Genomic DNA, 23,117 nt, shown 5'->3' with positions numbered 1-23,117 from the left:
TCAGTGGTGGTATTCGCCGCAGTTGACATCGAGACAGGCCCCGGTGATCGCGCGCGCCATCGAGGACGCGAAGAAGACCACCGCCTCGGCGATCTCGTCGGGTTCGGGCAGTCTGCGCAGGTCGATGGTCGACGCCGTCTCCGCGTAGACCTCCTCCGCGGTGATACCGCGCTGCTCGGCCAGGTAATTGAAGTACCACTTCAGATTGCCCGCCCAGATATAGCCGGGGGCAACGGTATTCACCCGGATACCGCGCGGTCCCAATTCGGTCGCCAGACTCTGCGCGAGGGCGAGCAGACTCGATTTGGCCATCTTGTACGGCCCGAAGGTCAACCGCGAATGCCGGAGCACGGCGGAGTTGATCATCACCACCGACCCCTCGGATTCGGCCAGCGCGGGCACGAACGATCGGGTGAGCCGCAGTGCCGCCAGCACATTCGTCTCGAAACCGGCGCGCACCTGCTCGAGATCGACATCGACCAGATCCGCGATCGGCGGGATGGCGAAGGCGTTGTTGACCACCGTGTCGACCCGGCCGAAGGCGTCGCGCGCCGTCTCGACCAGATTCGCCACCGCCGCCTCGTCGTTGATATCGGTCGGCACGACCACCGCCCGCCTGCCGAGTTCGGTGACCTCCTTCGCCACCTCGGTCAGCCGCGATTCGGTACGCGCGGCCAGCACCAGGTCCGCGCCCGCCGACGCGCACTGTAGAGCGATCGACCGGCCGAGACCGGGGCCGATTCCGGAGACGACGACGACCTTGTCCCGCAACAACATCAGCCGAGCATCCTCTCCGCGACGGCGACCTGGCGGGCCGCGATCCGCGCCTGCCATTCCTTGGGCGAGATCCGCGCCTGCTCGTAGAACGGGAGCCGTTGCGGCAGTTCGTCGACCGAGACCAGTTCGACGGTCGGGCCGTCCTCGGGGCCGAGGTCACGCGAGAGCCGCTGCCAGCGGAATTGCAGATAGCCGCGCGCGTGGCCGGTGCGCTCGATCCAGTTCGCCACACCCGGATCGCGCTCGCTGACGACCAGGCGGATCATTCCGTCCGGATCGACCTGGGCCTGATCGGCGGTGAGGCTGGTCTGGTGATTGATGTAGTCCAGCGAGATGTACCACATGCTGCCGAGCTGGAAGCCCTGGTAGGGCGCGTCGGATTTCGGCACGGTGATGATCATCGCCTGCTCGTCGGTCAGGTCGTAGTGGCCGACCGAGGAGAACTGGGTGGCCAGCCCGCCCGGGGTCGGACGCGGTTCGGTGAGCGTGTTCACCGGCAGGTTCAGGTAGAACCACTGCGGGAAGGCGAGGAAGGTGTTCAACCGCGAGGTCAGCATGCGCGCGGCCACCGCGTACCGCTTGCCCATCACCTCGAGGGTCGGGGCGGGCGGCGCGTCACCGATGCGGTCCACCCGCTGGATGCGGATCGTGCCCGCGGTCTCGCTGCTCCAGTCGCTGGAGACCTCGCGCACCACGAGCATGGCGGCGTCGGAGCCGAGCTGCACGTATCCGGGTTTGCTCGGGCCGGGTCCGAAGCGGATCTCGTAGGAGCCGTCCGCCGCGATCTGGAGATCGCGATCGTCGAACGCGGTGAGGCTGTCGGGCACGTCGACCGGCGAGTAGTTGCCGTTGAGCACCTGGAAGCTCAGGTCACGGGTGGTGCCGCGGGTCCCGGTGACGACATATTCGGCGTCCGGGCGCACGAAGGAGTGGAAATAGAGGGTGTCGGGATTGTCCAGGCCCATTTTCGTGTACGGACCGGTGGACATCGCGAAGAAGGGGAAATCGCGATCGTAGGCCCACGCCAATTGCAGCGACGCGCGAATACTGCCCGCCAGATAGTCGTATCCCTCGATGAGATCCTGCTCGGTGTCGATGTGCGGGGCGGCTTTGATGATCTCTTCGGCGGCGGCGATCGACTCCGCGAACGGCTGGGTCAGCAAAAGACTTCTCCCGGTGTTCCATATATGTACCGCTCTGGTACATTCCGATACGAGAAAGATTAGAACGTGTTCTAGGAGTGGTCAATGTATTCCCGGATTTCCTCGGCCACCCCGGTCGCCCGACGGTCCGCGCCGACCGCGCGCGTGGTGCAGATCCTGGATTTCCTCGTCGAACAACGCGGGAATCGCTGCGGGTTGTCCGAGATGGCCCGCGCGCTGGATCTGGCCAAACCGACCTGCTTGGGCATACTCACCGAACTCACCGCGGGCGGCTACCTGGTGCGCGACCCGGAAACGCTGACCTACGGCCTCGGTCCGGCACTCGTCGCCGCCGGACGGGTCGCACAGCAGAGTTTCGCGATCTCCGCGGTGGCCCGCGCCGAACTGGAGAAACTGACCGCGCGCTACCGGACCACCTGCACCGCCTCGGCGGTGGTCGGCGAGCGCATCGCGGTGCTGGAGGGAACCGGCCCCGGAATGGTCAAGGTGGGCGCCTCGTACGCGTTCGCCCCGCCCGTCGGGCTGATGTACGTGCTCTGGGATACCGACGCGGCGTTCGACGCGTGGCTGGCCACCCCGCCGACGGTGCCCGTGCGACAGGACGAGGCGCGCCTGCGCCGGGTCGTCGCCGAATGCCGCGAGCGCGGATATCTCATCGAGAGCCTGACCGCCCACGGCAGGCGTCTGTACGGCCTACTGGCGGGCGTGGCCGCGCGTGATCTGCCCGACGAGCTGCGAGAACTGGTCGGCGAACTGGTGACGAGCCTCGGCGAGCGGGTCTATCTCGGCACCGATCTACGGCCGAGGAAGCAACATCCGGTCAGCCTGCTCGCCGCGCCGACCTTCGACGCCGACGGCAGGCAGAACATGGTGCTGACGATGTACGTCGGCGCGTCGATCACCGGCGCCGAGATCGAACGTCGCGGCGGCGCCCTGGTCGAGGCGGCCCGCACCGTGACCGAGAATTCCGGCGGTCGCGTCCCGGAGCGAATCATCGCGACTCCCCGTTGACCAAAGACCGAAACGTGTTCTAGTTTTGACCCGTGAGCCAGTACGCGAAGTCGACGGTGAGCACCTACGAGATGCCGCACTTGGACGCGCTCGAGGCCGAGTCGGCACATATATTCCGAGAAGTGGCGGCGACATTCGAGCGGCCGGTGCTGTTGTTCTCCGGTGGCAAGGATTCGGTGGTCATGTTGCACCTCGCGGCCAAGGCCTTCTGGCCCGCGCCGCTACCTTTCCCGGTGCTGCATATCGACACCGGACATAATTTCGACGAGGTGATCGACTATCGTGACGCGACCGTCGAGCGACTCGGTCTGCGATTGGTGGTCGGCCGGGTGCAGGACGATATCGACGCGGGCCGCGTCGTCGAGGACACCGGACCGCGCGGGTCGCGCAATCGGCTCCAGACCACCACGTTGCTGCGTTCGATCCGCGAGGGCGGCTACGACGCCGTCTTCGGCGGGGCACGGCGCGACGAGGAGAAGGCGCGGGCCAAGGAACGCGTCTTCAGCTTCCGCGACGAATACGGGCAGTGGGAGCCGCGCAGCCAACGTCCCGAGCTGTGGAACATCTACAACGGCAAACACCGTCCCGGCGAACACATTCGGGTTTTCCCGCTGTCGAATTGGACCGAACTCGACATCTGGAGCTATATCGCCGCCGAGGGCATCGACCTGCCGCCGCTCTACTACGCGCATCGCCGACCGGTGGTGCAACGCGACGGAATGCTGTTGGCGCACACGAGATTCCTGCGACTGCTCGACGGTGAACAGCCCTACGAGGCCACCGTGCGCTTCCGCACCGTCGGCGACGCGACCTGCACCGGATGCGTGGAATCGAGCGCGTCGACCCCCGACGAAGTCGTCGTCGAGGTGGCCGCGGCCCGCGTGACCGAACGCGGCGCGACCAGGGCCGACGACCGGATCTCGGAGGCGGGCATGGAAGATCGAAAACGAGAAGGGTACTTCTGATGGCCACCACCCTGCTGCGCCTCGCCACCGCGGGCAGCGTCGACGACGGCAAGTCGACGCTCATCGGCCGCCTGCTCTTCGACTCCAAGACGATCTTCACCGATCAACTCGCCGCGGTGGAACGCACCAGCCGCGATCGCGGCGACGAGTACACGAATCTTGCCCTGCTCACCGACGGACTGCGCGCCGAACGCGAACAGGGCATCACCATCGACGTCGCCCACCGCTATTTCGCCACGCCCAGACGCAAATTCATCATCGCCGACACCCCCGGCCACATCCAGTACACCCGCAATATGGTGACCGGGGCGTCCAACGCCGATGTCGCGCTGATCCTGGTCGACGCGCGCAAGGGCGTGGTCGAACAGACCCGGCGACACGCCTTCCTGGCCGGACTGCTCGGCATCCCGCACCTGGTGCTGTGCGTGAACAAGATGGACCTGGTCGCCTGGTCGCAGGAGCGATTCGAGGAGATCCGCAGGGATTTCACCGGTTTCGCGACCAAACTCGAGATCTCCGACCTCGCGTTCGTGCCGGTCTCCGCGCTACAGGGCGACAACATCGTGCACAGGGGCACGAGTATGCCCTGGTACGAGGGCACCCCGCTGCTGCACCACCTGGAGGAGGTGCATATCGCCTCCGATCGCAATCTGATCGACGCGCGCTTCCCGGTGCAGTACGTGACCCGCAGGCACGCGGCGGATTTCCGCGGCTACGCGGGCACGATCGCGGGCGGTGTCTTCAAACCGGGTGACGAGGTGACGGTGCTGCCCTCCGGGCTGACCTCTACCGTCTCCGCGATCTGGGGACCGGGCGGCGTGCCGATCGCCGAGGCGTTCCCGCCGCAGGCCGTCACGGTCCAGCTCGCCGACGAACTCGATATCTCGCGCGGCGATATGATCTGCCGCCCGGCCAACCGCCCGCAGGTCGGCCGCGATATCGACGCGATGGTCTGCTGGTTCGCCGACGAGACCCAACTCACCCCGGGCGCCACCTACACCCTGCGCCACACCACCCGCACCGCCACCGCCGAGATCCGTAGCCTGGACTACCGGCTCGACGTCAACACACTGCATCGCGACGAAGCGGCAGAGAGTCTGTCGCTCAACGAGATCGGGCGCGTACAGCTGCGGACCCGCACCCCGCTGCTCTTCGATCCCTACCGCCGCAATCGATCCACCGGCAGTTTCATCCTGGTCGACGACACCACCAACAACACCGTCGCGGCGGGCATGATCACCGGCCCGACCCTGCCGTCGGCACGGGTGGTGTGGCATTCGACGGCCGTCGGCCGCGACGAACGCGCCACCCGTGGGCTGACGGTGTGGCTCACCGGACTGTCGGGTTCCGGAAAGTCCTCCGTCGCCGTGGAATTGGAACGTCGACTGGTCGCGAGCGGGCGTCCCGCCTTCCTGCTCGACGGCGACAATCTGCGGCACGGACTCAATTCCGACCTCGGATTCTCCGCCGAGGACCGGACCGAGAACATCAGGCGGGTCGGCGAGGTCGCCCGCCTGTTCGCCGAAGCCGGTGTGGTGGCGGTGGTTTCGCTGATCAGCCCGTATCGGGCCGATCGCGCGACGGTCCGCGCCGCCCATCTCGCCGCGGGTATCCCCTTCGTCGAGGTCTTCGTCGACACACCGCTCGAGATCTGCGAAGCCCGCGACCCGAAGGGAATGTACGCGAAGGCCCGCGCCGGCGAGATCACAGGTTTCACCGGCATCGACGCCCCCTACGAGATTCCCGCCGAGCCGGATCTGATCCTGCGGCCCGAACACGGAGATCCGGTGTCGATGGCCGCGACCATATTGGGCAGGTTGGCCGACCTGACCTGATCCACGCCTGCCCGGTGACCAGCGACCGACCGCGCGGGACACGACCTCGCGCGGCCGGTCGGTCGCCGCTCACAGCGAGCCGAAGAATGCCCGGATGTCGCCGAGCAGCAGATCGGGGACTTCCAGCGCGGGGAAATGGCCGCCGGAGTAGAACTCCGACCAGTGCGTCACCGTGTGCGCGCGTTCGGCGAAGCGGCGGATCGCGTAGTCGCCGTCCCGGAAAACCGCCACACCGGTCGGCACCGTCGATTTCGGCTGCGGCGCGAACATCGCGGTGTCGTGGAATCGCTCGTAGTAGAAGTTGGCGACGCTGCGGGCCGTGGCGGTGAACCAGTGGATGCTCACCGTGGTGAGTATGCGGTCGAGGTCGATCGCCGATTCGGGGAGTTCGTGGGAGCGATCGGTCCATTCCGCGTATTTCTCCACGATCCAGGCCAGCTGTCCGGCGGGTGAATCGGCCAGTGATTGCGCGATGGTGTTCGGCCGCGATCCTTGCAGCGCCATATACGCCGAGCCGTCGTCCTGGAATCTCTTCATGCCGTCGAGTCGTTGCCGCTCGGCGGCGGTCAGCGCCGCCATATCGGCGGGGTCACCGGAGGGGAAGGTGACCAACGCGTTGACGTGCACGCCGATCACCCGGTCCGGAGCGAGACGGCCGAGTCGCGGGGCGATGAAGGCGCCGTGATCGCCGCCGTGCACCCCGTACCCGTCGTAGCCGAGCCGGGTCATCAGTTCGTCCAGCGCCCCGGCGACGCGGCCGTCGTTCCAGCCCGGTTCGGTGAGCGGGCCGGAGAATCCGTGTCCCGGCAGCGAGGGAATGACCAGGTGGAACGCCTGCGCGCCCGCGTCGGGTTCGGTGAGCGGGCCGATGAGATCGAGGAAGTCCGCCACCGAGCCGGGCCAGCCGTGCAGGAGCAGCAGCGGGGTCGCCGTCGGCGCGGACGACCGCACGTGCAGGAAATGCAGGTGTTGACCGTCTACGACAGTGCTGAACTGCGGGTGGGCGTCGATGGCTGCCTCCTGGGCACGCCAATCGAACTTCTCACCCCAGTACACCGCGATCTCCTTCAGGTAGGACGCGGGAACTCCGCGTTCCCAGCCGGTGCCGGGGAGGTCGTCGATCCACCGGGTGCGCGCCAATCGCGCTTTCAGATCGGCGATATCGCCGTCGGGGATGTGGATGCGGTAGGGCTCGATGCTGTGCGCGCTCGCTGTCATGGCTTCGATACTCCGGGTAAAGAGGGGGTCGGCGAATCACGAGAATTCGTTATTTCGACGGCCGCCGGCGGAGTCACGACGAGGACTCCGGGCACCCCGGGACGCGGGACCGGCATCGCGCGCGTGCATGATCGCCGGGTGGGAAATGTACCGGTCAGCAGCGCGCTCATCGGACGCGGCGGCGAATTGGCCGCGCTGCTGGAGGCCGCGGTGGCGCCGTCGGTCCGAGCCGTCCTGGTGTCCGGCGAGGCGGGAATAGGCAAATCCCGGCTGATCGAGGAATTCACCGCGCGCCTCGCGCCCGCGATTCCCGTACTGATCGGACGATGCCCGGAATTCGGCAGTGAAGGTGTGCCTTTCGCGCCCTTCATCGCGATACTGCGCCGATTGGTCCGTACGCGCGGCGCCGAGGAACTGGCCGCGCTCCTGCCCGGCCCCACCCCGGCCCTGGCCCGCTGGCTCCCGGAACTGCGCACGGACGCCGCCCCTCGCGACATCGAGGACGATCACCTGCGCCTGTTCGGCGAACTACTGATATCGCTCGAACATCTCGGATCGCGCGGACCCGCGGTACTGATCGTCGAGGATCTGCACTGGGCCGACGAATCCAGCCGCACCCTGCTCGCGTTCCTCGTCGCCAACCTCGCCGAACCGAATATCCTGCTGGTGGCGACCTTTCGGCCGAACGGCCCGCCCGGACTGCGCGGACTGGTCGCCGAATTGCGGCGCCGGAGATCGGTCGTGTTCCTCGCACCGCCACCCCTGACCCGCTACGAGGTCGGCAGGCAGTTGGCCGCGCTGCTCGAACGGGAACCGGAGCCGGAGGCGATCGGGCGCGTGTTCACCCACAGCGGCGGCAATCCACTGTTCGTCGAAGCGCTGAGCCGATCGTCGGGCCGGACTCGCGCCGAGTTGTCCGAACTGCTGCTGTCGGCGCATACCGGACTCGACGCCGACGCGCTGATGGTGCTGCGGGTGGCCGCTGTCGCCGGATCACCGACCGAGCACGACCTGCTGGAAGCCGCGGCCGGGCTGTCCGCGCCTCGGCTGCGCGTCGCGCTGCGCGCACTCGTCGATCGGCATCTGCTCGTCGCGTCCGAGACCGGCTACGCGTTCCGGCACGTGCTGATCAGGGAGGCCGTCTACGACGATCTGCTGCCGATCGAACGAACCCGGCTGCACGCCGAACTGACCCGCATGCTGCGGGACTGCCCCGACCTGGTGCCGGGCGAACGCCTGTACGCGGAGCTGGCCCACCACGCGTTCGCCGCCGGAGACGTCGCGGTGGCGCTGACGGCCTCCCTGGCCGCCGCGCGGGTCGCACGCCGGGCCGACGCCCAACCCGAACGGCTACGCCACCTGGAACGCGTCGTCGCGCTGTGGGATTCACCGACATCGGACGGCGCGGACATCGACCGGGTCGCGGTATTAGAGGAGATGGTCGACGCCTGTTTTCGCAGTGCCGACGTGCGCCGCGGCATCGAGGCGGCCGACCGAGCGCTCGCGGCCGTCGACCGATCACAGCCCGAGCGGGTCGCGCGCCTGCGCTTTCAGCGGGCGCACCTGAGCAATCAGGGCGGCACCGGCGGATACGACGATCTCGTCCACGCCCTCGCGCTCCTGCCCGAGTCGCCGCCCACGGCGTTGCGCGGCCAGGTACTCACCGAACTCGCCGCGGTCATGTCCTTCTCCGGTGACCCGGTGTCGGCCCGTCACCACGCCGAGGAGGCGCTCGCCGTCGCCGACCGACTCGGGGCGACCGCCCTTGCCGCCGAGGCGCATTCCCATCTCGCGCTCACCGCGCCCGATTCCGCCACCGCACGAGAGCATTTCGCAAGCGCACACGAGCTGGCGGCCACGGCGGGCGAGCCGGGGACGTTGCTCACCGTGATCACGTGGGAGGTCGCCGCGCAAGCGGCCGACGGCGAGCACCTCGCCGCGATCGACACGATCCGGGTCGGTCTGCGAATCGCGCACGACACCTTCCGATTCGCCGAACGCGGACCGATACTGTTGGTGAAGTGGGCGCAGGTGCTCACCGCGCTCGGGCGGTGGCCGGAGGCGACGCAACTCATCCGCGAAACCCTCGCGGAACCCCTGCCGCCGTTGAGCACGGCCGCGCTGCACCTGTGCCAGGCTCGAATCGCCCTCGCCCGAGGCGATTACGCGGAGGCGGTGCTCGACGCCGAACGTGCGCGAACCCACCTCGGACCGGGTACCCGGGTGGGGCAGTATCGCGTCGAACTGGGCGCGGTACTGGCGGGTTCGGCGCTGGCACAGCATGATCCGGCGACTGCGGCGGCCCACGTGCGGCAAGCTCTCGCCGAGGGCGCACCGGACCGGCACCCGAACGAAACCTGGCCGCTCCTCGTCCTCGGCGCCCGAATATCGGACCACCTGACGGATCTCGCGAAATCGGCCGAGACATTGCCGTGCACGTCTGCGGTATCGTCCGCGCACCGCGCGGTCTACACCGCGACCATGTCCTCCGCTGTCGGCGATTGGCGCGCCGCGGTCGACGCGTGGCAGGTCATTCCCCAGCCCTACGAGCAAGCATGGGCGCTATTCGGTCGGGCTGCGGCGGAATTGCGCTCGGGCGATCGCGCGGCGGCCCGCACGGCACTGCGCGCGGCCGCCGTACTCGCCGCGGAGCTCGGCGCCACACCGCTGGCCGAGCGGATTCGCGATACCGCCGACCGTGCGGGTCTGGTCCTCGACACCCCGCCCGACCGAACCGGCGTCACACCGAAATCGGATACCTACGGTCTCACCCCCCGTGAGCTCGAGGTGCTCCGACTGGTCGCCGATGGTTCGAGCAACCGCCAACTCGCCGCGCAGCTCTTCATCAGCACCAACACCGTCGGGGTACACGTCTCCCGCATTCTGGCCAAACTCGGTGTGGCGACCCGCACCGAAGCGGCGGCCTTCGCCCGTCGGCACCACCTGATCACCGACCCGACCCGCTGAATCAGGGCGTCCGGCCCTCTTCGCCGTCACTCGGGCGGTAGTCGGCCGGTAGGTCGAATCCGAACCGTGCACTCAACGCCCGGACATCGCGCAGATCCTTCGCCGCGGGCGGGTAGGCGGTCTTGAACTGGAACATCCGCGCCGGGGTTATGCAGTGCACCCGTTCGCCCTCGATCACATCCACGCCGGAGAACGAGTCGCTCGGATAGGCGATGCCGTACACGTGATCACCGTCCTCGTCGAACTCGAAGACGTGGATATCGACCGACGCGCCGGACTCCCGCGTCATCACGAAGTTCCACTCCGTCGAGTCCTCGCCGTCCTCGGTCGCGTAACCGAGCGCGGCGAGAACCCTGCGCAGTCGACCGATGTCTGCGCGGCCGACCGCGATATCGAGATCGGCGTGCGCCCTGGTCTGCCCACCCAGCAGCGCGTCGACACACCATCCGCCGTCGATCCAGACCTCGACGCCCACGGCCCGAAGCTCCCGCCAGATCTCCAGCACATCCGCCGCTTCCACCACGCCAACCTAGTTCACCGTCACCCGCGAGGAGCCGAATACCGCCGTGCGTCCCGGAGTCGACCGGCGGCCCGATCCGGGGAGTGTGGGAGGCCGGTCGCCGGAACCCGGCTCGGTCGTGGGGTCGCGGACCTCGACCGGCGATCCACGGTGGTCGTACCATGACCCGATGTCTTCGAGCGGAAAAGTCGCGCTGGTCACCGGGGCGACCAGCGGAATCGGCCGCGCCACTGCGATATTGCTGGCCGAGCGCGGCGCACACGTGTTGGTGACCGGGCGCGACGTCGAGCGAGGGAACGCGGTCGTGGAGCGGATCCGCGCGGCGGGCGGCACGGCCGATTTCCTGCGCGCCGAACTCGGCGACGCGGACAGTGCCCGCGCACTGGTCGAGGCTGCGCTCGGGCTCGCGGGCCGTATCGACATCCTCGTCAACAACGCCGCCATCGCGGTGTTCGGGCCCACCGCCGCGATCGCCGAATCCGATTTCGACGCCTGCTACGCGGTCAATGTGAAAGTGCCGTTCTTCCTGGTCGGCGCGGTCGCCCCGGCGATGGCAGAGCGCGGATACGGCGTGATCGTCAATGTCAGCACCATGGTCGCCGGTTTCGGCAGCCGGGGCTCGGCGGTCTACGCGTCCAGTAAGGCCGCGCTCGAACTGCTCACCAAATCGTGGGCGGCGGAATTCGGCCCGCACGGCGTCCGGGTCAACGCCGTCGCCCCCGGCCCGACCGTGACCGAGGGCACCACGGCCCATTACGGCAGCGAACGACTCGAAGCGCTGGCCGCGCAGGCGCCCGCGCGACGGGTCGCCCACCCGACCGAGATCGCCGAAACCATCGCGTTTCTGGTGAGCGACGGCGCGAGTTTCATCCACGGCGTGATACTGCCCGCCGACGGTGGCCGCACCGCGGTCTAGAAACCGGTGCTGCCCTGCCATGTTCCGCGTGGGCATCCCCTCATGCCATGCCCACGCGGATCGTCGTGCGTGTACCGCACCCGTTGCCCGACTACACCGCCGCGTGGCTGAGCGCTCGGCGCGCGTAGGCACGCACGTCGGCGTCGCCGTCGTCGACCGCCGTCCTCAGGGCGTCCATGGCCGCGTTGTCGTCCCCGTAGGTGGCCAGGGCGAGGACGGCGGCCTTGCGTACGTCCAGGTGCGGGTCGAGCAGTGCCGTCGTCAGCGCGGGGACGGCCGCGTCGACGGCGGCGCCGGACAGGCCCTTGGCGGCGCCGACGCGGACCTGCCAGGCCGAGCTGCCAAGGGCCACACCGAGTTCCGAGACGTCCTCGGTGGTGGCGCCGAGTTGGGCGAAGGCCGCGTAGGCGGCGGCCCGCACCAAGGGGTCGGCATCGGCGGCCAGGACGCGAACCGCGTCGACCCCGCCCGCGCCGATGGCGGCCAGGCCGTGCGCGACGGCGACACGCACCTCGCGGTTCTCGTCGCCGACGGCGGACGCGACACCGCGCCAGTCGTCCAGGGAGACCGAGGCCCGCATGGCCTCGATGCGGACCCGGTGATCGGGATCGGTCAGACCCGCGGTGAACTGGGCGGCCGAACCCGCGTGCAATGCCCGCAGCAGGTCGATGACGGTCGCGCGGACCAGCGGATCCGGTGACCGCAGCCGCTGCGCCAATCCGTCGGCCGAGGGCAGAACCTCCACCAGTTCGCGCAGGCTCTCGGTCGCGGCGCGGCGCACCGAGGACGCCTCGTCGTCGAGTGCGCGCACCAGTTCGTCGGTGAAACGCTCCGGGGTGTGTTCGGTGAGAACCGAGAGCGCGGCCACGCGAACCACCGGATCGGGATCGCGCAGATAACTCGAAAGATCCTCCACCGTCGGGGAATCCAGGGCGAGCAGGGTGACGATGCGCGGTGACGGCGGCGCGGGCGGCACCCGCTCGGGCGGCACGGCGGCGACGTCCTGGGGCGCGCGCCCGCCGACCAGTTCGGGCTGGGCGACGATCACCACGGATTCGTCCGCCGACGGCAGATCGTCCAGTCCGGGTACCGCGACGATGTAGGGCGCGACCGGGCGCTTGAGGAATTCCATCTCGCCGGAGTCGGTCTTGCGCAGATTCAGGTGGTAGCGCCATGCCACGTCGTCGCGTTCGGGCAGGTCGGCCCGCTCGTGGTAAAGGCCCCAGCGGGATTCGGTGCGGGTGAGCGAACTGCGCGAGGCCATTTCGGCGCAGTCGCGGATGAACGACACCTCCACCGCGCGCATCAGCTCGTGCGGGGTGCGCGCGCCCATGTCCGCGATATCGCCGCGCATCCGCTCGAAGGTCTCCACCGCGATGGACAGTTTGGCGGCGGTCTTGGGCGGTGCGACATAGTCGTTGACGAAGCGGCGCAATTTGTATTCGACCTGCGGCTGCGGCGGACCGTCCGGATTGCGCAGCGGGTGGTAGACGAGCTCGTGCGCGGCCGCGAGCTGGTCTTCGGGGAGTTCGGTCGGAGCGGCGACCTCGGCGAGTGTGCCCGCGGCGTGCGCGCCTGCCAGATCGCCGTAAACGAACGCGCCGATCATGTAGTTGTGCGGCACGCAGGCGAGGTCACCGGCGGCGTAGAGACCGGGGACGGTGGTGCGCGCGTTCTCGTCCACCCAGACACCGGAAGCGGAATGCCCACTGCACAAACCGATTTCGGAGATGTGCATCTCGATGTCGTGGGTGCGGTAGTCGTGGCCGCGGTTGCTGTGGAAGGTGCCGCGAGTGGGGCGCTCGGTGGTGTGCAGGATGCCCTCGAGCGTGCTGAGCGTCTCGTCGGGCAGGTGCGACACCTTGAGGTAGATGGGACCCCGCGCGGATTCGATCTCCTCCTTGACCTCGGCCATCATCTGGCCGGACCAGTAGTCGGAATCGACGAAACGTTCACCGTGCGCGTTGACCTGGTAACCGCCGAAGGGATTGGCGACGTACGCGCAGGCGGGTCCGTTGTAGTCCTTGATGAGCGGGTTGATCTGGAAGCATTCGATACCGCTGAGCTCGGCTCCGGCGTGATAGGCCATCGAATAGCCGTCACCGGCGTTGGTGGGGTTCTCGTAGGTGCCGTACAGGTAGCCCGACGCGGGCAGTCCCAGCCTCCCGCACGGACCGGTCGCCAGGATCACCGCTTTCGCGCCGACGGCGACGAATTCGCCGGTGCGCGTGTTCAATGCCGCCGCGCCGACCGCGCGGCCACCGTCGGTGAGCACCCGCACCGGCATCAGCCGGTTCTCGATCTGGATCTTCTCGCGCATCTTGCGTTGCCGCAGTACGCGATACAGCGCCTTCTTCACATCCTTGCCCTCGGGCATCGGCAGGACGTAGGAACCCGAGCGGTGCACGCGCCGCACCGCGTACTCGCCGTATTCGTCCTTCTCGAATTTCACCCCGTACTTCTCCAGCCGCTGCACCATGGCGAAACCACGGGTCGCGGTCTGATACACGGTGCGCTGGTTGACGATTCCGTCGTTGGCGCGGGTGATCTCGGCGACGTAGTCCTCGGGCTCGGCCTTGCCCGGGATGACGGCGTTGTTGACCCCGTCCATCCCCATCGCCAGCGCACCGGAGTGCCGGACGTGCGCCTTCTCCAGCAGCAGCACGTTCGCGCCCTGTTCGGCGGCGGTCAGCGCCGCCATGGTGCCCGCGGTGCCGCCGCCGATGACCAGCACGTCACAGTCGAGCCGGGTCCGGTCGTCGAGTTCCGGAATGTTCACAACTTCTCCAGTAGTTCGGCCTTCACCGACCGGCGATCCAGCGGGGTACGCGGCTCGGGGACGTCGACGAGGGCGCGTAACGCGCCACCGCCGAGGACCGCGATCCGGTCGCCCAGCAGCAGGGCCTCGTCGAGATCGTGGGTGACGAAGACGATCGTGGTGGGGTGGGCGCGCCAGGTGTCGATCAGCAGGCGCTGCATGGTGGCTCTGGTCTGGGTGTCGAGGGCGCCGAACGGTTCGTCCATCAGCACCGCGCGCGGTGAGCCCGCGAGACTGCGCGCCAACTGGACGCGCTGACGCATCCCGCCGGACAGATCGCGCGGCAGGTAGTCGGCGTATTCGGTGAGGCCGATCTCCTCCACCCAGTGCCGGGCGGTCTGTCTGCGCACCGATCGGGCGACACCGCGCAATTGCAGTGCCAGCTCGATGTTCTGGCGTGCCGTGCGCCAGGGGAGCAACGCGTCGTCCTGGAAGACCAGCGCCCGGTCGGCGGAAGGTCCGGTCACCGTCGCGCCGTCGGCCCCGATCCGCCCGGCCTGGGTCGGACGCAGACCGGCGATGGCGCGCAACAGCGTGGATTTGCCACAGCCGGATTTGCCGACGAGCACGAGGATCTCGCCCGGGGCGATGGTCAGGTTCAGACCGTCGATCACCGGCTCGCCACCGTAGGAGATGCGAATATCGTCGAGGCTCAGGCTCATTCCGGTATGCACCGGGGCCGAGGTCTGTGCGGTGGTCGTTGTCATCGCGATACCTCTCCCGGCAGCCAGCGGGTCACGCGGCGGCCGGTGTATTCGACCAGGGCCGAGGTTCCGAACCCGAGGATGCCGATGGTGATCATGCCGACGAAGACCGCCGGGTAGTCGACGATCGTGTACGCCTGCCAGGTCCGGTAGCCGACGCCGAGTCGTCCCGAGATCATCTCCGCGGAGATGAGGCAGATCCAGCCGACGCCGATGCCGACCGAGAGTCCGCTGAAGATGCCGGGCAGGATGCCGGGGAAGACAACGCGCACGAGCACATCGGTGCGCGAGGCGCCGAGCGTGCGCAACGCGTCCTCCCAGATCGTCGGCAGTGCGCGCACCGCGTGCCTGGTGCTCACCAGCACCGGGAACAGCGAGGCGGTGAAGGTGATGAAGACGATGCCGGACTCGTCGCTGGGGAACAGCAGGATCGCGACCGGCACCAGCGCGATGGCCGGAATCGGGCGGACCAGTTCGGTGAGCGGTCCGAACACCGCGGCGAGCAGATCCGAACGTCCGAGACCGATTCCGGCAAGAACGCCGACCACCGCCGCCAGACCGAATCCGGTCAGGATGCGGATCAGCGACTGGCCGATATCGAGGTAGTACTCGTCGCGGCCGAACTGCTCACCGAATTCCGCGACGATCTCGGTGACGGTGGGCAGGGTGTCGAAGCGCAGCCACGCTCGCACATTGTTCGCGGTCAGCAGCTGCCACAGCCCGACCGCCGTCGCCACCGACAGGATCTGGATCACCCTGGTACGCCAGCCGGAGACGCGGCGACCACGGGAACCCTTCACGGTTTCGCCGGTCCGGTCGGCCGTAGGGCCTGCCACAGCCGCGGTGCTCATCCACGGACTTCCGTCACGGCCTGGTCGTAGGACACGACCACGGCGGCGGGGTGGGCCTGGCGGTAGCGCTGGGCCGCGGCGGGCGTGGTGAAGGGCAGGTAGGTCTGCCCCTCGCGCAGCCAGCTGGCCTTGTCCGCGAACCAGCGGGTGCCCAGTTCGGCGTCGGGGATGTAGGCGGCGCGGATGACGGTGCCCTTCGCCTTCGCGGCGGCGACGGCGCGCAGCAGGCAGGTGGCGTCGGCGGCGGGTTCGGGCCGGTCGGCGCCGTCGAGCCACAGTTCGCCCGCGGTGGGCGCGCCGTCGACGGAGCGGCCGCAGACGCGGTCGGTGCCGGTCACCCGGCTCGGATTGACGGTGGAGGCCTTGGCCTGGTCGTAGTCGCCGTATCCCTGTGCGCCGTAGACGGTGCGCAGGGCCGCCTCGTCGACGAATCCGTCGATGTTCAGGTCCGCGAAGTCGCCGATCGACTTCAGGTACGGCACATCACCTTTGAGCGCTTGGACCAGACTCGGCTTCACCGTGACGTCGAAGGAGGTGCCGCCGGGTCCGTTGTACAGGTAGACGACTTCCTGGGGCAGGCCCGATCCGTCGGCGACGATCTTCGCGGCCTCGAAAGGCTTGTCGTTCAAGAATTTCGTGGCATCGAGCTGTGCGGCGAGGAATGCCTCCAGCACCTCGGGATGCTCGGCGGTGTAGGCGCGACGGGCGACCACGCCGTGGAAGGTCGGCACATTCAGTTCGGCGCCGTCGTAGAGCAGTTTCGCCTTGTTCTGGAAGACCAGCAGACCAGGCCATGCCACGAACTGCGACAGCGCGCCGACCTGGTGCGATTCCAGTGCCGTCGCGCCGACCTGCGGCTGCTGATTGAGAACTTCCACGCCCTCGGCCGGATCGATGCCCGCCCGCGACAGCGCCTGCACCAGGGTGCCGTGACCGGCCGAGCCGACACTGGCCGAGACCTTCTGACCGGACAATTCGTTCAGGCTGGTCGCCGCCGAATCCGTCGGCACCACAACCATATTCAGCGCGCCCTTGGGGTTGTAACCGGTCACCGAGACCAAGGCCGTCTTCGAGCGTTCGTTGGCCTGGGTCCTGGAGCCGTTGATCAGCAGCGGATAGTCGCCCATCGAGCCGATATCGATCTTCTCCGCCACCATCTGCGCGGTGATCGGCGCTCCGGTGTCGTAGTCCTGCCACTCCACCTGATATTTCGCGCCGCCGCGGTCGGTGATCTTCTGTAGCCGCTGCTCCAGATAGCCCTGCGCGCGCAGCAGGGTTCCCGCGGTGACGGTGTTGATGGTCTTCGACTGGTAGCCGACCACGACTTTGACGGTGCCGGCCGGGGTGTCACCGGAACTGTCCAGCGAACAACCGGTCGCGGCGAGCGCGGCGGTGAGTACTGCTGCGATAGCAAGGGGCGCAAAGCGTTTCATCGAACTTCCAGAATCTTTCAACGGAGCAGATAGGGCATATTGACAGTGACCGCGCCCGTGGGACAGCGGGCGGCGCACGGGCCGCAGTACCAGCACTCGTCCACGTGCATGAAGGCCTTGCCGTTGTCGGGGTTGATCGCCAGTGAATCGAGTGGGCAGATCTCGACACACAGCGTGCATCCCTGGATGCACAGCGATTCGTCGATGGTGACGGGGATATCGGCGCGCTGATTCGCCAGTGCCATCAGATGACCTTCCATTCCGGTGTGCTGCGGGTGAGACTGCCGCGCATGGTGATTCGGTCGCCGCGCATGCGGATGTACTCCAGGTCGACGGGCCTGCCGTCGTCGAGTCGGGTGAGCCGCTCGAGCATGAGCAGTGGTGCGCTGTCGGGGATCTCCAGCGTCGAGGCGGTGTGCGGGTCGGCCGAGACCGCCTCGAGCGCCAGATCGGCCGAGCCGAGCGACTGCCCGCTGATCTGTTCGAGGAGCACGAAGATGTCGGTGGTCTCCAGATCGTGGCCGAGCACCTCGGTGCCGATATCGGGCACGAGGTAGGTCAGGTCCAGACTCAGCGGGAGATCGGCGAGGTAGCGCAGCCGTTCCAGGTAGACCACCCGCTCCCCCGGCGCGACGCCGAGTCGCCGTGCCACGGCGGGCGGCGCGGTGACGTGCATGGCGGCGCGGACCTCGTTGCGCACGGTGCCGTGTCCCTTGAGGGTCTCCTGTAGACCGAGCAGCGCGTCGAGGCCGTGATCGTATTTGCGCTGCGCGACCCTGGTGCCGACCTTGGGCACCCGGTCGATGAGACCCTCGTCCTTGAGCAGGGCCAGCGCCTCGCGCACGGTGTTGCGCGAGGCGGAGTACTCGGCGGCGAGTTCCTGTTCGCCGGGCAGCACCTCGTCGAAGACGCCCGCGTGGATCTGATGACGCAGAACGTCGGCGACCCGGCGCGCCTGATCGGCGCGTAGGTGCCGTACCGGCGCTGGTTCCGCCGCCATCTCATCCCCTTGTCGGTCGCTGACCTGCATGGATAGCGACGATAGCGGGACGGGACGACCTCGCTGAGCCAGGACCGACCCTGTCGATTCAGGGGATGTTATTGCGCCGGTAGGTGGCGGGCTCTACCTGCGGGAATGAATGGGTGAACGGCATTAACGCCACCCCCGTCACCGGCGGCGACTTAGGATCACGTCGATTCCAATTCGCCGCCGATGCGGGGAACGCGGTCAGAACCAGCTGTCGCGCATCTCCAGGGTGGTGCGATCCAGCGATTCGAGCAGGTCGAGCTGCGGTGCGGTCCTGGGCAGTTCGTAGCGGTAGAAATACCTGGTCGCGGCACGCTTGCCGTCGTAGAAGTCGCCGTCTTTGCCCTGCGCGGCGAGCGTCTGTTCCAGCCAGATCCAGGCGAGCACGATATGCCCGAACGCCTCCAGGTACACACTCGAATTGGCCATCGCGGCGGCCGGATCGCCCGCGCCGAACATCGCGCCGGTCACGGCCACCAGCCGCTGCCAGGCGGCGGCGAGTGCGGCGCCGAATTCGGCCGCGTCGCCGCCGTGTCCGGTCGCCGCGGCCACGGTGTCGGCGATCCGGGCCGCGAGCACGCCGAGGCTCGCGCCGTCGTACTGGACGACCTTGCGTCCGAGCAGGTCCATGCCCTGGACGCCGTGGGTGCCCTCGTGGATCGGATTGAGGCGGTTGTCGCGATAGTGCTGTTCGACATCGTATTCGCGGGTGTAGCCGTAGCCGCCGTGTACCTGGATGGCCAGATTGTTGGCCTCGAGACACCACTGCGACGGCCAGCTCTTGGCGACACCGGTGAGGATCTCCAGCAACAGCGTGTGTTCGCGGGCCACCTCGGCGTCGGTCTCGGTGCGCCGCAGATCGACGAGCCGGTTGCAGTACAGCAGCAGGCCGAGCGCGCCCTCGACATAGGATTTCTGGGCCAGCAGCATGCGCCGCACGTCGGCGTGCTCGATGATCGGGATCTGTTGCGTCGCGGGATCTTTGGCGGTCACCGCACGGCCTTGACGACGTTCGCGCGCGTAGTCGAGCGATTTCAGGTAACCGGTGTAACCGAGCGCCGTCGCACCGAGCCCGACGCCCAGGCGCGCCTCGTTCATCATGTGGAACATGTAGGACAGGCCGCGATGCGGTTCGCCGACCAGATAGCCGACCGCCCCCGCCGCGCCGCCCGGCGTGAAGGCGCCCTCACCGAAGTTCAGGACCGTATTGGTGGTCCCGCGATACCCCATCTTGTGGTTCAGCCCCGCCAGCACCACATCGTTGCGCGCCCCGAGAGAGCCGTCCGCGTCGACGAGGAATTTGGGAACGACGAACAGCGAGATGCCCTTGACGCCCCCGGGCCCGCCGGGGATCTTGGCCAGCACCAGGTGCACGATGTTCTCGGTCAGCTCGTGGTCGCCGCCCGAGATCCACATCTTGGAGCCGGTCAGCCGATACGTGCCGTCGGCCTGCGGTTCGGCGCGGGTGACGATGTCGGCGAGCGAGGAACCCGCCTGCGGTTCGGACAGGCACATGGTCCCGGTGAACCGACCCTCGACCATCGGCCGGACGAACCGGTCGATCTGTTCGGCGGTGCCGTGTTCGGCGAGGAGATTGGCATTGCCCACGGTCAGGAACAGATAGGCCGCCGTGCCGACGTTCGCGGCCTGGAACCAGCTGAAACCGGCGGCCTCCACGGCCGAGGGCAATTGCAGCCCGCCGATCCGCTCGTCCATCCCCGCGCCGAGCAGATTCGCCTTGGTGAACGCCTCGATCGCGGCTTTCACCTCGGGAATGATGGTGACCCGCTCGCCGTCGAAGGTCGGCTCGTTGCTGTCGTTGCGTTTGTTGTGCGGGGCGAAATGGCGCGTCGCCAGATCCTCGCAGAGATCCAGGAAGCCGTCGAAGGTCTCCCGGGAATGCTCCTCGAACCGCGGCAGGGCGGTCAGTTCCTCGACCCGCAGCCATTCGTACAGCAGAAAGTCCAGATCCCGTCGGGAGATCAACGTCGAGCGCACGGGGTACATCCTCTCGCGATAGTCCGATTCCGGACGAGAGCCCGGGGAACTATTTGATACGTTACTATCCTCGTGTCGCCAATGGATCGATGCCCGGCGGGTCCGCACGGGGGCCGTAGGTGTTGAGGAACAGCACCGGGCCGTCACCGAGCGCACCGCGCGCGATCAGCTCCGGCACGGCGGCGAAGGCCTTCGCCGTGTACACCGTTTCCAACCGCAGTCCGACCGAGGCCGCGCGCTCGGCGGCGCGCACCGCCTGCGGTGTCGGGTGGCCGTAGCCGGGACCGAGCCAATCGCGCAGCATCGTCACCTCGTCGGACCCGACGACCGGGGGCGCGACCCGCAGGCCACGGGAGACGAGCACGGCCCCGGCCCGCTCGGCCAGCCCGGCGATCCGCCGCGCGTCCAGCGGCAGACTGTCGTTGACCACGACGCCGAGCACGCGGGTGCGCAGACCGGCCCACTTCAGCCCGAGCGCGAGCCCGGCCGCGGTTCCACCCGACCCCACCGGTAGCACCAGGTGGGCGGGCTCGGGTAACTCGCCCGCCGCGACCTGATCGGCGAGTTCGAACGCCGCCTCCACGTAGCCGAGCGCGCCGATCGGCGAGGAGCCGCCGACCGGCAGGTAGTACGGCGGTTTCGCGCCGCGCGCGTGGCGCAGCATCAGCCACGGCGCGGCCAACATCGTGCGTGCCTTGGTGCGCGTGAAACGCAGGACGGCGCCGGAGTTCTCCAGGCGGGCCAACTGCGCCAGCACATGGTCGTCGGTCGGCTGATCCACCAGCGCCAGGACGGTGTCGATCCCGTATTCGCGACCGTATCGCGCCACCGCGAGACCCCAGTTGGTCCCGGTGCCGCCGACCGTCAGGATGGTGTGCGCACCGCGCCGCAGCGCCTCGGGCAGCAGCCATTCCAATTTCCTGATCTTGTTCCCGCCCCAGCCGCCCGACCCGTACCCGCTCTCGTCCTTGCACCACACGGGCAGGCCCGCGTCCAGCGCCAACTCCCGCACCGGCGTCGGCCCCTCCCCCAGACTCAGATAGGGCAGGTGGGCGGCGAGTTCGGGGAAACGCCTGTGTAGGTGCGGATCGGTCACCGGATGCTCTGTCGCGCTATCGGGGCTCGTCCACCACGACGACCACTCCGCTCGGCGCCTCGAGCAGCGCGACGGTGGCCGTGGCGGCGTGATCGATGTGCACGCGGGGCGGCGAGGGTGGAGTGGATTCGTAATACGTTCCGGGACCGTAGAACTGGCCGTATTTCAGCACGACGCCACCCGCCTCCAGTACCGCGGACTCGTGCGTCGCGATCTCCGCGCCGCGACCGGCGGGCGGTTCCCAGGCGATGCTCTGTGCCAGAAACCGTTTCGCGTCCGCGGCCGCCGCGGCGTCGAGCAGATTGCGGGTGCCCTCGGTGCGGATCCGGCTGTTGGCCGCACCGCTTTCCGGAAGTCGCGCGAGATCGTCGGGCAGATCGGTGAGCTGGTGCATGACCAGATCGGGTCGGAACCCGACGACCGCCGTGGACAGCGCGGCCGGGTCGTACACATCGCAGACCACGGGCGTGGCCCCGGCCGCGGATATCTCGTCCGCCTTACGCGCGGACCTCGTCATTCCCGCCACCTCGTGTCCGGCCTCGATCAGCAGCGGCACCAGACGGACTCCGATCACGCCGGTCGCCCCGGCCAGAAAGATGCGCACCGAATCCACACTAGCGATCACCACCGGGCGGCGCCGGTACCGTCGCAACGCCCGGCCCGTCGCCGCGTGACCGGCGCCGGGTCAGTTCCACGGCAGGGCGCGGTACCCCGCCGACAGCGCCGCGGACAGTTCGCCGTAGGCGATCTCCAGTTCCGCCAGGCGGGTCCAGGCGGCGTGCATCTCGTCGCTGCCCGGGTCGATCGTCATCAGGAGGTGGAAGGCGAGATCCGAGGCCGCGGCCATCCGGTCGATCGTCACGCCGAGCGGTTCGGCGACGGTGCGCACACCGGGACGTGGGTCGGGCAGGGCCAGCCTCGCCCATTCGTCGATCTCGTCGATGAGTTCCCCGCGGTAGTAATCGATCTCGGCGGCCCGCTCCGGATGACCGCGGCGCTGCCTGTGCAATTCGGCGAGACCGAACGCCTGCGCGCACAGCGGTCCGAGCAGATAGTGTCCTCGCAGCGCCGCCAGCAGCTGATCCTTGGACGGCAACACCTCGCGCACCGCACCGCGATTGTCGCCCATCAGCGAAAGCCCTCCCATCGTCGGCGCCTGGTGTCTGTCACCGGGTTACCACCGGGGACACGGGCTAACGCATCTATTTCGGACCAACGGCTGTGTTCGATCCCACGTCCGCCGTCTCCGCGGCGCTTCGCGCGCCGACGACGGCGTCCAGTCGCGCACCGAGACCGTTCACCTGATCGCGCAACGCGATCACGGTCTCCAGTGGCCAGGCCACTTCGGTGAGTACCGATTCGATCATCTGCCGCGCCCGATCCTGTAGTGCGCGACCGGCATCGGTGGCGCGCAACTGCACCGCGCGCCGATCATGCGGACTGCGCACACTTTCCACCAGACCGTGCGCCTGGAGCCGCTGGATCAGCGGTGAGACCGTGCCGTAGTCCAGATGTAGTCGTTCCCCGAGTTCCCTCATGGTCATCCCCGGTTGTTCCCAGAGCGCCAACAAGGCGAGGTACTGCGGATATGTCACCTCCATCGCGTCGAGGAAGGGCCGGTAGGCGGCGGTCATGGCACGTGAGGTCGAGTACAGGGCGAAGCACAGTTGGGCGGCGAGCGAGAGCAGGTCGGTGTCGGTTCCCCCCGCGATCGCGGTAGCACCGCCGGAGGTTTCGGCCGCTTCGACACGCACCACGGGTGTGGGATGCGTTTCGGGCATATCTGCACTGTACGCACCGACACGGGTTTCCCCCTGT

General features: G+C 68.2%; 20 protein-coding genes. 5 read left to right on the top strand and 15 right to left on the bottom strand.

Annotated elements, in window-relative coordinates; genetic code table 11:
• Complete coding sequence (locus DAT37_RS09010) at nt 1–777, bottom strand: SDR family oxidoreductase (RefSeq protein WP_109524239.1); 777 nt, start codon at nt 775–777, stop codon at nt 1–3.
• Nucleotides 777–1,940 (bottom strand): hypothetical protein, encoded by a 1,164-nt coding sequence (locus tag DAT37_RS09005; RefSeq protein WP_109524238.1) that lies wholly within the window; start codon nt 1,938–1,940, stop codon nt 777–779. Before DAT37_RS09005 ends, DAT37_RS09010 begins: the two co-directional genes overlap by 1 nt.
• Nucleotides 1,941–2,024: 84 nt before the next feature.
• On the opposite strand from DAT37_RS09005, the gene DAT37_RS09000 reads away from it, so the two are divergent.
• The 3 genes from DAT37_RS09000 (at nt 2,025) to cysC (ending at nt 5,751) form a co-directional block, all read left to right on the top strand.
• Nucleotides 2,025–2,951, top strand: coding sequence for a helix-turn-helix domain-containing protein (locus DAT37_RS09000; RefSeq protein WP_109524237.1), 927 nt, complete (start codon nt 2,025–2,027; stop codon nt 2,949–2,951).
• A gap of 71 nt (nt 2,952–3,022) precedes the next feature.
• Entirely contained in the window at nt 3,023–3,916 is an 894-nt protein-coding gene (cysD, locus tag DAT37_RS08995) for a sulfate adenylyltransferase subunit CysD (protein ID WP_232839642.1), read from the top strand.
• The gene (gene cysC / locus DAT37_RS08990) at nt 3,916–5,751 is read left to right on the top strand and encodes an adenylyl-sulfate kinase (protein WP_109524235.1); all 1,836 of its coding nucleotides are present in this window, start codon (nt 3,916–3,918) and stop codon (nt 5,749–5,751) included. The genes cysD and cysC overlap by 1 nt, the downstream gene beginning before the upstream one ends.
• A 69-nt stretch (nt 5,752–5,820) precedes the next feature.
• Here cysC and DAT37_RS08985 read toward each other — a convergent pair whose 3' ends face one another.
• The gene (locus DAT37_RS08985) at nt 5,821–6,969 is read right to left on the bottom strand and encodes an epoxide hydrolase family protein (RefSeq protein ID WP_109524497.1); all 1,149 of its coding nucleotides are present in this window, start codon (nt 6,967–6,969) and stop codon (nt 5,821–5,823) included.
• Nucleotides 6,970–7,107: 138 nt separating this feature from the next.
• Here DAT37_RS08985 and DAT37_RS08980 point away from each other — a divergent pair, with 138 nt between their 5' ends.
• On the top strand, nt 7,108–9,936 hold the full coding sequence (locus tag DAT37_RS08980; RefSeq protein WP_198654155.1) for a helix-turn-helix transcriptional regulator: 2,829 nt from the start codon (nt 7,108–7,110) through the stop codon (nt 9,934–9,936).
• 1 nt (nt 9,937) lies between these two features.
• On the opposite strand, the gene DAT37_RS08975 is transcribed toward DAT37_RS08980, so the two are convergent.
• On the bottom strand, nt 9,938–10,456 hold the full coding sequence (locus tag DAT37_RS08975) for a nucleotidyltransferase domain-containing protein (protein ID WP_109524496.1): 519 nt from the start codon (nt 10,454–10,456) through the stop codon (nt 9,938–9,940).
• Between the two features lie 169 nt (nt 10,457–10,625).
• Here DAT37_RS08975 and DAT37_RS08970 point away from each other — a divergent pair, with 169 nt between their 5' ends.
• Nucleotides 10,626–11,372, top strand: coding sequence for an SDR family NAD(P)-dependent oxidoreductase (locus tag DAT37_RS08970; RefSeq protein ID WP_109524495.1), 747 nt, complete (start codon nt 10,626–10,628; stop codon nt 11,370–11,372).
• A gap of 91 nt (nt 11,373–11,463) precedes the next feature.
• Here the strand turns inward: DAT37_RS08970 and DAT37_RS08965 are convergent, their stop codons facing one another.
• The 11 genes from DAT37_RS08965 to DAT37_RS08915 all read right to left on the bottom strand — a co-directional run bounded on the left by DAT37_RS08965 (nt 11,464) and on the right by DAT37_RS08915 (nt 23,080).
• Nucleotides 11,464–14,151, bottom strand: a complete 2,688-nt coding sequence (locus DAT37_RS08965; protein WP_109524233.1) for a fumarate reductase/succinate dehydrogenase flavoprotein subunit — start codon at nt 14,149–14,151, stop codon at nt 11,464–11,466.
• Entirely contained in the window at nt 14,148–14,897 is a 750-nt protein-coding gene (locus DAT37_RS08960) for an ABC transporter ATP-binding protein (protein ID WP_109524232.1), read from the bottom strand. The genes DAT37_RS08965 and DAT37_RS08960 overlap by 4 nt, the downstream gene beginning before the upstream one ends.
• Complete coding sequence (locus DAT37_RS08955) at nt 14,894–15,745, bottom strand: ABC transporter permease (protein ID WP_109524231.1); 852 nt, start codon at nt 15,743–15,745, stop codon at nt 14,894–14,896. The genes DAT37_RS08960 and DAT37_RS08955 overlap by 4 nt, the downstream gene beginning before the upstream one ends.
• Nucleotides 15,742–17,178 carry an ABC transporter substrate-binding protein gene (locus DAT37_RS08950; protein WP_109524230.1) on the bottom strand — a complete coding sequence of 479 codons (1,437 nt, stop codon included), beginning with the start codon at nt 17,176–17,178 and terminating at the stop codon, nt 15,742–15,744. The genes DAT37_RS08955 and DAT37_RS08950 overlap by 4 nt, the downstream gene beginning before the upstream one ends.
• A 17-nt stretch (nt 17,179–17,195) precedes the next feature.
• On the bottom strand, nt 17,196–17,423 hold the full coding sequence (locus DAT37_RS08945; protein WP_040706604.1) for a 4Fe-4S dicluster domain-containing protein: 228 nt from the start codon (nt 17,421–17,423) through the stop codon (nt 17,196–17,198).
• Nucleotides 17,423–18,178, bottom strand: a complete 756-nt coding sequence (locus DAT37_RS08940) for a GntR family transcriptional regulator (protein ID WP_232839601.1) — start codon at nt 18,176–18,178, stop codon at nt 17,423–17,425. The genes DAT37_RS08945 and DAT37_RS08940 overlap by 1 nt, the downstream gene beginning before the upstream one ends.
• A gap of 228 nt (nt 18,179–18,406) precedes the next feature.
• Nucleotides 18,407–20,203 carry an acyl-CoA dehydrogenase gene (locus DAT37_RS08935; RefSeq protein WP_109524494.1) on the bottom strand — a complete coding sequence of 599 codons (1,797 nt, stop codon included), beginning with the start codon at nt 20,201–20,203 and terminating at the stop codon, nt 18,407–18,409.
• Nucleotides 20,204–20,267: 64 nt separating this feature from the next.
• On the bottom strand, nt 20,268–21,299 hold the full coding sequence (locus DAT37_RS08930; RefSeq protein ID WP_109524228.1) for a 1-aminocyclopropane-1-carboxylate deaminase/D-cysteine desulfhydrase: 1,032 nt from the start codon (nt 21,297–21,299) through the stop codon (nt 20,268–20,270).
• A gap of 16 nt (nt 21,300–21,315) precedes the next feature.
• Nucleotides 21,316–21,903, bottom strand: a complete 588-nt coding sequence (locus DAT37_RS08925) for an NAD-dependent epimerase/dehydratase family protein (protein ID WP_109524493.1) — start codon at nt 21,901–21,903, stop codon at nt 21,316–21,318.
• 81 nt (nt 21,904–21,984) lie between these two features.
• A complete protein-coding gene (locus tag DAT37_RS08920; RefSeq protein WP_157978364.1) occupies nt 21,985–22,446 on the bottom strand; it encodes a hypothetical protein in 462 nt (153 codons plus the stop codon).
• Between the two features lie 55 nt (nt 22,447–22,501).
• Nucleotides 22,502–23,080, bottom strand: coding sequence for a MarR family winged helix-turn-helix transcriptional regulator (locus tag DAT37_RS08915; protein ID WP_109524226.1), 579 nt, complete (start codon nt 23,078–23,080; stop codon nt 22,502–22,504).
• Between the last annotated feature and the right edge of the window lie 37 nt (nt 23,081–23,117).

The sequence above is a fragment of the Nocardia aurea genome (assembly GCF_003123685.1).
Lineage (GTDB): Bacteria > Actinomycetota > Actinomycetes > Mycobacteriales > Mycobacteriaceae > Nocardia > Nocardia aurea.
The sequence above is the reverse complement of the archived record's forward strand: the minus strand, read 5'-3'. Positions and strand labels throughout refer to the sequence as shown.

Coding starts and splice junctions, on each gene's coding strand:
- DAT37_RS09010 (WP_109524239.1), bottom strand. CDS start 777: ATGTTGTTGCGGGACAAGGTCGTCGTCGTCTCCGGAATCGGCCCCGGT.
- DAT37_RS09000 (WP_109524237.1), top strand. CDS start 2,025: ATGTATTCCCGGATTTCCTCGGCCACCCCGGTCGCCCGACGGTCCGCG.
- cysD (WP_232839642.1), top strand. CDS start 3,023: ATGCCGCACTTGGACGCGCTCGAGGCCGAGTCGGCACATATATTCCGA.
- cysC (WP_109524235.1), top strand. CDS start 3,916: ATGGCCACCACCCTGCTGCGCCTCGCCACCGCGGGCAGCGTCGACGAC.
- DAT37_RS08985 (WP_109524497.1), bottom strand. CDS start 6,969: ATGACAGCGAGCGCGCACAGCATCGAGCCCTACCGCATCCACATCCCC.
- DAT37_RS08970 (WP_109524495.1), top strand. CDS start 10,626: ATGTCTTCGAGCGGAAAAGTCGCGCTGGTCACCGGGGCGACCAGCGGA.
- DAT37_RS08960 (WP_109524232.1), bottom strand. CDS start 14,897: ATGACAACGACCACCGCACAGACCTCGGCCCCGGTGCATACCGGAATG.
- DAT37_RS08955 (WP_109524231.1), bottom strand. CDS start 15,745: ATGAGCACCGCGGCTGTGGCAGGCCCTACGGCCGACCGGACCGGCGAA.
- DAT37_RS08950 (WP_109524230.1), bottom strand. CDS start 17,178: ATGAAACGCTTTGCGCCCCTTGCTATCGCAGCAGTACTCACCGCCGCG.
- DAT37_RS08945 (WP_040706604.1), bottom strand. CDS start 17,423: ATGGCACTGGCGAATCAGCGCGCCGATATCCCCGTCACCATCGACGAA.
- DAT37_RS08940 (WP_232839601.1), bottom strand. CDS start 18,178: ATGGCGGCGGAACCAGCGCCGGTACGGCACCTACGCGCCGATCAGGCG.
- DAT37_RS08920 (WP_157978364.1), bottom strand. CDS start 22,446: ATGGGAGGGCTTTCGCTGATGGGCGACAATCGCGGTGCGGTGCGCGAG.
- DAT37_RS08915 (WP_109524226.1), bottom strand. CDS start 23,080: ATGCCCGAAACGCATCCCACACCCGTGGTGCGTGTCGAAGCGGCCGAA.